At 62.2% G+C, this 13484-nt stretch carries 8 protein-coding genes; 2 read left to right on the forward strand and 6 right to left on the reverse strand.

From position 1 onward, the window contains the following. Positions 1–13 precede the first annotated feature (13 nt). The gene (locus G6N25_RS09885; RefSeq protein ID WP_142272519.1) at positions 14–1360 is read left to right on the forward strand and encodes a hypothetical protein; all 1347 of its coding nucleotides are present in this window, start codon (positions 14–16) and stop codon (positions 1358–1360) included. Here the strand turns inward: G6N25_RS09885 and G6N25_RS09890 are convergent, their stop codons facing one another. Next, complete coding sequence (locus G6N25_RS09890; RefSeq protein WP_158084855.1) at positions 1361–2227, reverse strand: hypothetical protein; 867 nt, start codon at positions 2225–2227, stop codon at positions 1361–1363. A gap of 456 nt (positions 2228–2683) precedes the next feature. On the opposite strand from G6N25_RS09890, the gene G6N25_RS09895 reads away from it, so the two are divergent. Further along, complete coding sequence (locus G6N25_RS09895) at positions 2684–2866, forward strand: antitoxin VbhA family protein (protein ID WP_083073074.1); 183 nt, start codon at positions 2684–2686, stop codon at positions 2864–2866. Between the two features lie 234 nt (positions 2867–3100). Here G6N25_RS09895 and G6N25_RS09900 read toward each other — a convergent pair whose 3' ends face one another. The 5 genes from G6N25_RS09900 to G6N25_RS09920 form a co-directional block, all read right to left on the reverse strand. Next, complete coding sequence (locus tag G6N25_RS09900; protein ID WP_083073075.1) at positions 3101–5722, reverse strand: TniQ family protein; 2622 nt, start codon at positions 5720–5722, stop codon at positions 3101–3103. After that, entirely contained in the window at positions 5719–6843 is a 1125-nt protein-coding gene (locus G6N25_RS09905) for an AAA family ATPase (RefSeq protein WP_083073076.1), read from the reverse strand. Before G6N25_RS09905 ends, G6N25_RS09900 begins: the two co-directional genes overlap by 4 nt. Beyond that, positions 6843–8993: a Mu transposase C-terminal domain-containing protein gene (locus G6N25_RS09910; RefSeq protein WP_083073077.1), complete on the reverse strand. Its 2151-nt coding sequence runs from the start codon at positions 8991–8993 to the stop codon at positions 6843–6845. Before G6N25_RS09910 ends, G6N25_RS09905 begins: the two co-directional genes overlap by 1 nt. Further along, complete coding sequence (locus G6N25_RS09915; protein WP_232065755.1) at positions 8990–9724, reverse strand: TnsA-like heteromeric transposase endonuclease subunit; 735 nt, start codon at positions 9722–9724, stop codon at positions 8990–8992. Before G6N25_RS09915 ends, G6N25_RS09910 begins: the two co-directional genes overlap by 4 nt. Positions 9725–9908: 184 nt before the next feature. After that, positions 9909–12995 (reverse strand): replicative DNA helicase, encoded by a 3087-nt coding sequence (locus tag G6N25_RS09920; protein ID WP_083073078.1) that lies wholly within the window; start codon positions 12993–12995, stop codon positions 9909–9911. Positions 12996–13484 lie beyond the last annotated feature (489 nt).

The raw sequence follows: 13484 nt of genomic DNA on the forward strand, positions 1-13484 counted from the left end.
CGATTCTGGCCTCATGCGCCGCGACCAACCTCTGACCGCTCGACAGGTTCAGGTTTTGAAATGGATCGCAAAAGGCTGCCCTGACGGCGTTTGGCGGGACTTTACATACAAAACAACCGCATACGCTTTGGCGGCGCGGGGCATGGTGACGGTGGATCGGCGCCGCAAGCAGTGGTCGGCTTCCATCACCCCCGAGGGCGATTTCTACCTCTTGCATGGCCCGTTCCCCACGGAGGCCACACCCGACGGCGATACTCAAACGTCCGAGAGCAACTCGGGGGCAAACGATCTCGCGATGAAGGTCCTCGCGGAGCTCAGATCCGGGGACGGGCAACTTACCGTGGAATCGCCGACCGCTCGTGAACGTGCGCAATACCGCCGGGCGATTCACCACTTGATCACCGCTCACCAGGTTCCGGAAGGTTTCGTGCTGCGTCACGCCGGTCGCGATCGCGGCGATCTCGTCATACGCCTCATCTGTGAGGCCGATGAGCCTCGGTCAGCGCCGACGCCGCAGGTGCCGGTGCCGGTGCCGGTGCCGCCATCAAAAGTTCAGGTCAGCGGCGAGGTGCGCACGCTGGGATCCGAAGTCCGGATGGCGGTTACCGAACCTTCGAAGGAGCGGGCGTTGCGGATCCTGCAGGCCATCACCGACGAATGCGCTTCGCGGGGCTGGACACTTGACCGTGATCGACGAGATGACCGCCGGTTCGAGATCAACACCAGCGAGTGTTCCTTCGAACTGAGCCTCCGTGAGGAGCTCGTCGACCGCGAGGTGCCAGACGACGAGAAACTCGGCACGGCAAAGTATTCCTGGCAGCGAGTCCCCCTACAGGTCAAAAAGGTTGGGTCGGGACGACTGACGCTGCAGCTAGGCCAGTACTACCGAACGAAGTCCTGGTCGGATCGGAGCCGTTGGACCCTCGACAGCAAGCTGGGTGCGTTGTTCGCCGAACTTGACAGCCGGGTGGCCGAAGCAGCCACCCAGAGGCGGCAACGCGAGGCCGATCTGACACGGCGACAGCAGGAGTGGGACACCGCCGTCCTCGCTGCGAAGCAGGCCTACGTAGGCGATCTCAACCGGCAGCGGCTGCACGAACAGGCCGGTCGGCACGCACAGGCACAGGCTCTGCGCGACTACGCCGAAACTCTCGACGACGTTGTTGCCGATTGCACCGACATCTCGGCGACCGAGCCAGTCCGCAAATGGCAGCGATCGGCTCTCGACGAGGCCGCCAGGATCGACCCGATCAACAACCCCGACGTGCTCTGCCATCTCGAACCCGACACCATCACGCCCGACGAGTACGCGCCGTTCATGCCCAAAGGCATGAACGCACACCGGCGCCCCAACCATTAACTACGACTCGCTGTGCCGCAGCATTTCTACCGGTGTGCCAAGCTGGCGGCCCAGAAGCTCAGCCTCCTGCTTTCGTCCCGACGCTCGCAGTGCATTGATCGCGGACTCGGCGATCTGCCCGACACGGTGAATCTCTTTACGCAACTCTGCCAACTCGTCGTACCGATCGACCGCCTCGACGCCGCACCATTGCCGTAGGATCGCCCGGCGCGGCTTGCAGTACTCGTTGTCGGTCTGGATACAGATGTCGGCCGGAATGGTGTAGTCCGGCCGAGAACCTCGACCGCGATACCAATGCCCGTGGATCGCCTCATAGCGCGCCTCGCTCTCCTCTTTCTTCACGGCATCCAGGATCGGGGTCGGGTTGAGCCGCACAGCGGCCGACGCGATCTTTTCAGTGACCGGCCAAGGCGCCACCAGATCGTCACCGTCGGTGAACCCGTCAGGGCATTGTGCCCACAAGGTCTCACTTAGGCCGGTGATCTCGGCGAGGCGACTCGAGTTGCTGATCCGACATGCGCCGGACTCCCGGTACGCCATGCGCGCGACGTCGTCATCGATCAGCGTCTCGAAGACCACCTCGGCGGCTCTACCGACCGGGTCGTCGCCGTTACCTAACTCGTCGATGCGATTCCAGCGCGCCTCATGTTTTCGGAACTCATCGACCGCCGCCCAGCGCACCTTCAAACGCGCCGGCGAGACCCACTCCTGGCGACCCTCGAATCTTTCGTCCACGAACCGCACCAACACCCGAGGAGGTCGTTGTGTCCCTGGCTTGAGCACTTCGACTTCGACGACGTCATCTATCTGCCGGGCACGATAGGCCCATGATTCACCAACCTGAGGCTGGCTCTCCGTGATCGTCATACGACAAGTGTGGCCCGCGCCGGTTGCCCAGCGAATGTTTTCTTCGGAGTAGGGGGGCGACCACCCGTGCTCCCGTTCGCCCTTCGTCGTGATGTGGAACTCTGCTGCGTCCGCGAACCGCCCCGGCTGCAGCGACGGTGTCGAAGTTCACGATGTGCAGGACGGGCGTGCCGAGTAGCTGCGCCCACACCGCCGGCGGCTGTTCTTGCCCAGTTGTCGTTTGACCGGCGGATGGACACGCTGCCGACCGGTTCCGGAGCCAGCGGATTGTCCGCTCCGAGGTCATCACCGCAATCAGGCCAGCGGCGTCGGAACAACGCTGCCAGCTAACACCTGGCCGATGGAAGAGCTACTTCTGCACGGTCGTTTCGTACGCAGTCGAGCCTTGACCCGAAGTCAGTTCCGTCGATTATCCTGAGACGATTCTGAAAGGAATTGACTGAAGGTGGTGTCCAGGTGACTGAGCTGCAAAAGGCCCAGCGCCGGGTCAAGACCGTCAGGGCGATCCGCCGCAGTACTGAACTCGAAGGTTCCCGCAGCACCAACGCCACCCGCGCCGACCAAGTCGCCTACGCCCGCGGGACTATCACCGCCGCCGAGCTGAGAGATCGCGTCCGGCGGCGATACAACGTCCAGTAACCGGACCATGAGTGTCGCAGGCCTGGGACACCAGCAATCTCTATCGGAAGCGGCATCCCCGGCACGAACATCCTGAGGACCGAGTCGGTGCCCGCACCGATCGATGCGCTGCGAGACGCGTAGAACGACCTCGTCGAGCCACGTATCGAACTCCGCGATGTACCCGGGTTTGGGTGACCGCTCATATGATCTTGAGCGGCCCGCTGGCTTGCCTCTGGGGAACGTCAGTGCGCTTCATGGTTCGACCTGTTTCCCTTCGGTAACCGGTTTGGATTCCGCAATCGCGTCGATAACTTGCAGGCCCGCGGCTGTGATTGTCATCGGGTGTCCTCGCTCGGCGCGTTTCAGCAGTTGCATTTCGAGCTCGCTCTCGATACGCCTGATCTTCAGTGTGAGTACGGACTGTCGGACACCTAGATGCTGTGCGGCAATTGTCAGAGTCGGATAGTTCGCGGTCGCCGCGAAGCACTGCAACCGTGTCCAGCCACCGGGTGCGACCAACGCCGGCCTGAGCAACTCCGGGGCCTCCGAGGACAGCGCCCGCGCCGTCCGGACCGCTATATGGCTTCCACCACCTCGATTGCGCAGCGGTATACCGAATGTCTTCGCCCAACGAGCAACGGTCGACAGTGAGACTCCAGCTTCAGCGGCGATCTCGGTTAGCGACCGTTTCCGGTTGACGTACCGCTCGAAGAGCCAGTCTCGGTCGAAGATGTGCTTGACTTTGGGACCAGGCGTTGCCACCTGCAGTCCGTACTCCCGAGCAAGGCGTGCCACAACCGACCTGCTGACTCCCACTTCGGCGGCGATATCCGCTAACGACATGCGTCGATTGTTGTAGAGATCGCGCATCCGTTCGGGGGGCAGCGCCATCTTTGCAGCGCGATATGCACCCAGGCGTGGCGGTCTGGGTGCTGAACCGCTGGCCCACCCCGGCGGGTCTGCCGGATTCATCTCTGCGAGATATCGCGCTGCGTCAACACTGACCCGGAGTTCGTTGGCAATCTCACCGATTCGCATGTTCCCCGCGGCGATGTGGCCGAGCGCTCCAGTACTGCCACGTGTCGGATCGAAACCCGGTAATCGCATGTTCTGCAACAAGTTCTCTTGTGGCTGCCACGTCGCAGGTTCACCGTGGACGTTCTGCCCATCGAGAAAGTCTTGGGCATACTCGTATAACGCGCCTGCGAGATCCTTGGTCATACCGCCAGCGAAGTTGGCTGTAGCCTTGCGGAAGTGTGTGGTGCTGTCGGCAAATGGGGCGGCGTCGGCGTGCATTCCGCTCAGCCTCTCGTACAGAAAACACCGCGCCGCTCGGGCACGTACTCGACCAGCGCCGGGTGATCCTGTATCTCGGCACATTTGCGCCCACACGCTGTTTGGCAGCAAGTCCGTGTAGTCGAGGTACCGCCGACGTCCGTAGTCGATCGGCGCGCCATGCTCTTCTAGATATGTCGCCATCTTCGTCAGGGCTTCGCGGATTTCGTGCCACTGCTGCTGGCGCTGCAGCAGCTGAAGAATGCGTGAAACAGCACCCTTTGTGAGTGGGCTATCAAGCAAGTCCACGCACTCGGTGAGGGTAATTCTCCTGCGTACCAACAGGATTACCGCCGACAGTCCCATTCGCAATTGCCGTTGATCGCAGTTTATAGCGGCGAACCGTAACGACCACACCGGCCACAGGGCGGTAGGCAGTGCGGTCACCAAATGCTTTGCAGAGGACTGAGATCTTGGCCGCGCCGGCAAAGGGCAAGCGATTCCGTACCGCAGCTGGTCGCTCGGCTTGAGAAAAGGTTCTAGGGACTTGAGTTGGATACCGACAAGGACCGGGCTTGATTGGCGTCCCCATCCCATGTTCGTGGCATGTATGGCATGGCCACGTTCTCGCGATGAGACGACCAGCCACCGGAGCGCCTCGGCTGAGCTGCGGACGGTGGTGGTGTCGAGTGCGCTCAACGCCGCGACCACGCCGACTGCCGCTGTAGCGGCGCGCGCGGGCATCCTCAATCCAGGTTTGAGTACTCCACCATTAGTTGTCCTGGCGCCGTTCGAAATCAAGTGAAACTGCCCGATCAGATCCGCCGGCACGTGCTGTGCCATGTCCTTCGAAGTCCCGTACCGCAACGCGCGTCCCGCGATGGCACGGATGTCGGCCAGTGCCTTCATTCTCGGTTGCGGGTGGGTGGCGTACACACCGAATGTTGCGGTCTCTGCCGCAATGACTTCGTCGATGATCCGTTGAGCTTGCATCACAGGGTGCTGCACATCGAAGATCGCGGATCGGATGGCGGTGAGGTCACCGTGGCACCGTTGGTGATTGCGCGCATCTGCGGCACGCGCAGCGCACAGATTTGGTTGTGGCACGAACTCTCCGATATGTGGCCGGTTGCGTTGAACCGCGCCGCAGTCCATGCATGCATCGGCCAGCAGGCAGTTGTGGATCGTGCAAGCGAATGTCCAGCGGAGTCGCCATTTCAGTTGCCATCGGCCGTTGCTGTCCGCCAAGCACATCGGGCAAAATCGTGAGCCCGTGCCACGGCCCCATAGAAAGCCTCGCCCCAATGCTTCGACTGGGGTGTCGACGTAGATTGCTCGACCGAAGTATGTCGATAGCGTCATCGATTCCAACGCCGACGGACTGGTACCGGTGGCGGCCGACAATGCATCGCACTCGTCCGACGTCAGCTTGAGGATCCAGGAGCTGTCACCACTTGGCTTTCTCGCGGGAAGGCCAACGGCGGGCAGGAGGTCGCCGAAGGCCGTTTGGGTGCGGTTGGCGATGGCTTCCAGCCAGGAGTCCAGAGCTTCGCCCTCAATCGGTGTGGCGCGGATGGGCAGCGTTCGAACGCTGTTCATCCAGCCTTGCCCAGTCTGGTCGTCAACCGTTCCGCTTGGAATGCCGCCTCCAGTTCTTGGCGACCCCTCTCCGAAGCCTCATCGTTTTTAACGTGATCCATCAACTCGCGGGAAAGCACCTCTGCGCCGGTGCGGACTGCTCGCTGACATCCCCGATTAATCAGTGTCATGAGCGAGCCGATGTGCCCCGTGCTGCGTGCGAAGAGATACTCCGACAGGTCATCGGCGAGCATGCCGGGATACCCGTCTGCCAGGACTACGCGCTGCTCGAGGGCTAGAAGGAGTTGGCGCCATTCCAGGCGCCCCTGGTCGGAATTGATCTCGAAAGCTTGCATGCCGAGTTTTGTTGTGCGCCGCCCTGTTTGGGCTATCACCGCGTCCTCATACGCATGGCCTTCTGAGAAGAGACCACGGGCCGCCAGCCCGACTCCGACGAAGACCAAGGTGACCGGAAACTCGTTTGCGATGTACTTGAAATGGTTGCTGATTTCCACTCCGACCGTGTTTCGCCAACGCAGGAAATGCAGGTCGTCGACGATCACCATTCTGGTTTCGCAGCTCAGGACACAGTCCAACGCCCGGTAAGAATAGTCAGCAGCCTTCCCCTTGCTAGTTCCCGGGTGTGCGTAGAAAGCAAGCATGGCCCTGTTGAAATCAACCATGCCGGTGTTGCCGGTCAGGCCGACCCTGCAAACGGGCCAGCGCTCGTTGCCTGTGCTGGTCTGAGATCCTCGTTCTTTGATTTCGCGGCGGTGAAACTTCTTGGCGAAATCCAGTACGGAGGTCGTCTTGCCGAGCCCAGGAAAAGCCTCGATCGCGACCGCGCCTTTGGGCTTGTCTCCGTCCTGGACATTGCTGTCGACGATGTCCCAGAGATCCTCATGCAGAGCGGCCAGCTGTGGAGTCTTGATAGGGCCGAGGTTCGCATGCCACTCACGACGCTGACGGTTGTAGTCGTCGAAGGTCTCCTCACTCAACGACTCCAAATCGGATCGTGTCAATGATTCCGGTCGGATGCGCGCCGGCGTCCTTACGAACCGCTGCCAGCCCTCCTTGCGAGCAAGCGTGAGATTGTCCAACCGGGCCTCTGACTCTTGCTGCGCCGCTTTCTTTTCAGCCATCAGGCGTCTTCCAAGGCGTCGGCGTAGAAGTTGTTGGCGCAGTCATCGAGTTCGTCCTCGGCGTCGTCATCACCGGTCTCGGGATCAGCTTCGTCGATCGTCTTTTCCGCGTCCTCGTGGCCGCGAGGATCTGCTGTCGCTAGCACGCGTGCGACCGACGGCAGGGTAGCGACCTCGTCCTGCGCGGCGCTCTGGCCGATCAGGGTGTCTTCGCGGGAGAGTCGTAAAGCCATGCGCCGCTCTGCCAGCGTGGAGCCCAGCCCGAGGTTCCACCGCTCCAACAGATCTGCGACCGCAAGTCGATCATCGGGGTACGTGTACTTCGAGGCTGCGAGTTTGCGCGCGAACTGGAGAGCATCCTCGCTGAGTGGCATTTCTATCGACGGTGCGTGCTCCCACATCAGGGTGTGCCACTCACGTGTTTCTGGATCGCGGAAGTAGGCGCGGGTGATGTCGTCGGGGTCGTAGTGAATAGGCCAGCGGCCCTTGGCTTTCCCCTTGTACGGACTGGTCATGTTGCGGTAACCATTCAATGCGGCTCCGTTGTAGCGGCGACCGCCCAAGTCCACCCCGTAGTGCTGGACCTTGCGGAACTCCGCTTTCAGGAACTCGTAACCCAAACCGGGATCACGTGGGACCTCAATGTAGCCGGCGCGGGCGACGCCGTGCTCAAACATCTGCGCGGGAGACATCCGTAGCCCCGGCACGTGTGGATCAATCAGACTGTCGTGCGGTCGGCGGTGATACACCACGGCCACCCATTCGCGGATGATCGCCTCCAACTCGTCAAGGTAGAAGAACGCTTCCGATTCAGGATCCAGCCCGCGGGAGTGCACGTCCGGGCCCTTGTATCCCGGCAAGGCTTGCAGTAGGTCCTCGCGGATGGTGCGGAAGAACCGCTCGACCGGCCCCTTATCCCGACCCGTCCGCAATCGCGCAGGCTGTATCGAAATTCCCATCCGCTGGCACACGCTCGTCAAGTGCTCGGATACGTAGATCTTGCCGTGGTCGATCACGATGGTCTCGGGCACCATCGCCGGCCCGGCCGCGCCGACCACGGGCCCTTCAATCGCGTCAACATCTATCAGGACGGATCTCGGAACACCGTGCTCGGGCCGTACCGTTTGGGCTGGCCAGTCCTTGCCTGCTGGCCGCGGCCGATACGCTTGATACAACACAGATGCGGCGTCCACCGACTTCGTCGATACCGGCGTCACCCTGATCCCGATGACACAACGCGTGTACCAATCCATCCCGATCGTCAGTTCTGCCTGCACCCACCGCAACGTGCTCGGATCCAGTGCGAAAACGTCCAGCCGCGTGGTGTCCATCAGCAGATATTCACCCGGCCGGGTCGGGCACAGTTTTCCGTACACGCCATCCGGCCGTTCAGCGATGTCGCGGTTCCTCTTGGTACTCAACCGGAAGGTTGGATACCGGTTCTCTAAGTCGGCAAGAACGCGGAACGCCGTTGCGCGGGAGGGCACCTGCACGACGCCCTCGCCGAACCGCGCGACAACTCTGGCGTTGGCCCGCGTGATCACCATCGTCTGCGATGGGCGCGACTGGTCTGTATGCTCCACCATCACTTCAACGGCGGTTTCGGTCCACCGCGGGTCCACGTTCGCACCCAGGCCAGCTGTCCTCCTACCGCGCGTCGACGCCAGTCCGGCTTCACCGTTCTTCTGGAACTGCTGAACCCAACGCTCGATGGAACGCACCCCAGCACCAAGCTCGCCCGCTTTGCTCGCGTAACGTCTCGACAGAGGTACATCGGCTTGGTACTCCCGCCGCGGCTCCCCGGGAAGCGCCAATTCCTCACTACCCGAACGGAACCCAGTAAGCACCTCACGAACATGCGCCGCTCGCTCGATCATCTCGCTTCGCTCAGCGTCGCCGAGCTGAGCGAGAATAACCCCGGCCGGCTCGAAGTCATCATCGCCGGACGGCCCGTCCCGTTCCGTGATCACTCGCGTGCCGTTCGACATCAGAAGTTCGTTGAGGCGGGCCCGGATGAGGGCTTGCTTCGACGTGCCTTTTAACACGACGTCCATCCCTGTCTGACCAGCATGGATCTCAACGATCTCCACCAACTCCCCGTCGTGGACAAGCCGAGCGCCCACGCCGATTCGTACCCCTGCTGAAGTCACGCAGGCCTCCTCAGTTCTGTTCGTCCGCTCAGTGGCACGCTCAGATCGATCAACAGTTCCTGGCGCCAGACAAGATGCAGCACTGCAGATTTGACGTGGTGGATCGGCTCCCCTGGCATACACCTGAGCGCGTCCGCGAGTGGTGAGCCGTCCAGATTCTTCTCCCGTAGTTGTGCCAGGAGCTCCGACCGGAACAGCCAGTCGCGCCGGTATCCCGCTAGGAAGCGGACGTTCTCCAGCTCTACTGCGACGGGCTCGGTCGCCACTTCATAACTCCAGCCCCGCGCCTCAACGAGTTCCCGAGTCCACTCGAATGTGAAGGCCACATTGGGATTGGAGAGACGGCGGGCAGGCTTCACATCCACGACTACAGGACCTGTATCCGTAATCAACAGGTAGTCCGGGATGTGCTTGCGTGGATTGCGGTCGACCGAAGCCCGGAGCAGAAATGGTTGGGCGACGATGTGCCGCACACTCATGTCGAAATCAGCAAAAATCAAGCGCGCCAATTCAAGTCGTGATTCGTAGATAACATGACCGCCAACAGTGCTCGACCAGTAGGTGCCCGAGTAGTGTTTCTGCCCGCGGTGCCAGCGAAAGGTCCGCCAGGGAGCCGCGTTGGCAAGTTCATCGATCCCGGCCGCAGTCCACTCTCGTGGAACTTCACTCAGGTCGTCAGCACGTCGGTACGAGACAGAGGCCATCGACGCCTTGTCTCTGCTGCGGCCCATGGCGATCACCTCGGCCCTGCAATCGGATCAGACTGCTTTGGTGACCTGATCGTCACATGGCCGTCGACACACCCTTGGGATTGAACAACCCGCGCGTCTCACCAACTTGGCGGATCCGCCATCACTCCGCCATCATTCGTGAGATTCCGCCACGTTCCGTGAGAACCTACAAACAACCCCACAGTCACCTCGCCATATTGGCGAATCTCGACAGGTGCAGCTGGTGCGCGACGGTCACCGTCTTGGTTGGACCGTTACGGTGTTTGGCGAGAATGAAATCCGCCTCTCCCCCACGCGGATCGTCGCGTTCGAACGCGTCGGGTCGGTGCAGCAGAATGACCATGTCGCTATCTTGCTCCAGGCTGTTATGGACTGCGATACCGTTTGCAACGAAATTATGTGTCCCACTTACAGTTCCGTCATAGACATCTTGTTCTCCGAGGCTGACGATCTCGACAACCGTATCCCAGAACACGTGGCTGGTGGCTAGCGCATGAATATCGGCATCATCGAGCATGGCCGCCACGCGATGTAGTCGCGCGCGGCTCGGTGAGCGCTTCCACAGCGTTGAGCCACAGAACTGTATTCCCATGGCAGAAGCAAACTCTCGATGAGTTATGTGCTTGTCGATCAGCACATCGCGAACACGCACCCAGACGTCTCTGGGTACCGTGTCCAGGTTGGTATTACGTACCACGCCTTCAAGATGCGACAACACTTCCTGCGCCGCCAAAGCTTTCGCCCCGTGGACACCAACATGACAGAGGAACCTCGTCTGATTCTCCGCTCCATAGATGTACAGGTGCCACGAGTCACGATAGCCAAGCTTCTGTACGCGCTTGATCCTCCCGAAAACGCCGACCCGAAGCAGTAATTGAGCGACGTCGTCGATGAGACGTCGACTCGTCGACGCATAGTAGATCCGTCCCTGGCCAACCTTGTCATCCCACCGCACCGAACCATCGGTGGCCCATAGGTGACGCAGGAACAGCGCCACCTGATCATTGGGCGCACGGCAAACCGCTTGCGGCACAAACTTCTCGTAGCTGCGCTTCCTGAACAGCCCCAGCTCGTCCAGCCACGCCGCGATCGGATTACGCCGACCGTGCGTCAGGTGATACGGCGACGGCAACCGCAGCGTGGTCACTCGCGCCGCAGGGTACTCGTCACGCACTCCGGTCACGCCGAAATGAGCGGCGGATACCGTCACCGCAACCAGGTTGGCCTCGTCCACCGACGCATACCGGATTGGCTGATTCTTCACACACGACCCGTCGCCGATCATATGGGCGAGCAGAATGACTTCTGAATCATCCATCCGCTGCGTGTCGACGGGCTCTGGAACTCGGCGCGGTGCCGCGATACGATCGCCAACCTTGAGCTCCTCCAACGGAGTCCAGCCATCCAACTTCATGAAGGGATGGTTGCCGGTGGCCTCGACTTCGCGTCCCGATGCCAGCCGAAGCCGGAACACCTCCTTGCGACCGCTGGGGAACACGTTGGTCATCGGCCGGGCAACCATGCGCAGGCGCTCGTCCAACGACCACACCAGCGGGCGCTCGCCGGTCCGCATCAGCTCACCGAACGTGATCTCGGCGCCCGTGTCGGCACGCAAGATCCGCGTGGCGGCAGTAAGACATCCCGACTCGCGAAGGTCGGCCAGCATCGGCCGCTTGTCGGTGCGCTGCTCGGGACCACGGTTGAGCTGGCTGATCGCGACCACGGGAACCTCGAGTTCCTTGGCCAACAATTTCAGGTTCCGCGAGAACTCCGACACTTCCACCTGACGTGATTCGTGCTTCTTGCCCGACGTCATCAGCTGCATGTAGTCGACCACGACCAGCCTCAGGTCGGCCTTCTGCCGCAGCCGGCGCGCCTTGGCGCGGATCTCCATCATGGTCAGGTTGGGCGAGTCGTCGATATACAGTGGGGCCTCGCTGATTTCGCTCATCCGCCGCGCCAGGCGAGTCCAGTCGTCGTCGCTCATCCGGCCCGAACGCATATCGGCGAGCTTGATTTTCGCCTCCGCCGACAGCAGCCGCATCACGATCTCGGACTTACTCATCTCCAGCGAGAAGATGACGCTGGCCAAGCGGTGCTTGATCGAACACGACCGCATGAAATCCAACCCCAGGGTGGAATTGTGCGTCGGCACCATTCCCCGACCCGCCAGGTACAGGTGCGCGGCGTTGTCCACCTGGACGCAGCGCACCGGAACGCTGTCCACCCGGCGCACCGCCTCGATCTGCAGCACCGGAGCCAACAGGGCCGTCGTGGTCATGTGCGCGCCATAGCGGGTCGCCGACCCCGCCGCGGCGATGGTGTCCCACCCGCATCGCAGCTGAGCCGACGTCCGGACGCCGCGTGTCGTCGGCCATTGGTGCGCTGCATCTGCGACGATCACCGTTCCGTCAGAGAACTCCACCTCATAGCACGGCCGTCCCAGCATCACGTCGGTGGCAGCCACCACCCGCGTCGGCCGCCCGTCGGCGCCAAGCAACTCATCGCCGACCGCGACGTCACCCATCGTCGTCCAGCCGGCCGGCGTGGCCAGCGGCGTGTCCAACGCGAGCGCCTTACCCACACCCGGTCGCGCCGCCACGATGATCATCTGCCCCGGATGCAGACCGTTGGTCACCTCGTCGAGTTCGGTGAAGCCGGTTGGCACCCCGCGCGAGACACCGCCGCTGGAGGCGATGGCGTCGATCTCGTCCATCGTCGGCTGCAGCAGATCCTCGAGCGGAACGAAGTCTTCGGACAGCCGGCGGTCGGCGACGTCGTAGATTTCGGCCTGCGCCCGGTCGACTATCTCGGCCACGTCGGCGCCCTCGGCGCCCGCGTAGCCGTATTGCACCACCCGCGTCCCGGCCTCCACCAGCCGGCGCAGCAGCGCCTTCTCGGCCACGATGCCCGCGTAGTAGCCCGCATTGGCGGCGGTCGGCACCGTCGAGATCAGGGTGTGCAGGTATGGCGCGCCCCCGATGCGGCGCAGCAGGCCGCGGCGGTCCAGTTCGGCGGCCACCGTCACCGCGTCGGCCGGCTCGCCGCGCCCGTAGAGGTCCAGGATCGCGTCGTAGACGTTCTGGTGCGCCGGGCGATAAAAGTCGCCGGGCCGCAGCCGTTCCAGCACATCGGCGATGGCGTCCTTGCTCAGCAGCATCCCGCCCAGCACTGACTGCTCGGCGGCCAGATCCTGCGGCGGTTGACGGCCGTACTCCTCGGCGGGAGGCGAGGAATCCATGCCTGGCGCCAGATCATCGACGACCGCCACGGTCTCCCTCCTCGCCCGAGACATACATCCGAACATACATTCGATAGCCGACACTCGGAGCGTAGGTCAAGGCACCGACACCGCCGACCCAAGCACCCATGTAGCCTCGCGCCTGGACGACCGTAAACGTTGCTGGCCAGCACTTAAAGGGGCCACTGTTCATAACGCTGTGCATCGCGTGTGCATATCCGTCGACACCTGTGTTGAGCGGGGTGTGGAGAACCTGTGGATTAAATCGAGACCCTTCGACATCAACGCTGATAAAAGGAGTACAACGCGCGTCATTCAATGTGGACAGGAATTCGTCCGGCGTGTCGCGACAGGTTACCGCCCCGGGCGTGTTGGCTTTCGGCCATATTTTCGCCGCGTTACGAGGCGGTTAAGGGGATGACACGACCGCGCCGCCGAAATAGTTCGCCAGCCCGACCGCCCGGGCCGCCGCGAAAGGAACCGTTGGGCGCGCTCACGGCACGACCGATTGCGGCGGCG

Origin of the sequence: Mycobacterium heidelbergense (genome assembly GCF_010730745.1) — a bacterium.
Taxonomy (GTDB): Bacteria; Actinomycetota; Actinomycetes; order Mycobacteriales; family Mycobacteriaceae; genus Mycobacterium; species Mycobacterium heidelbergense.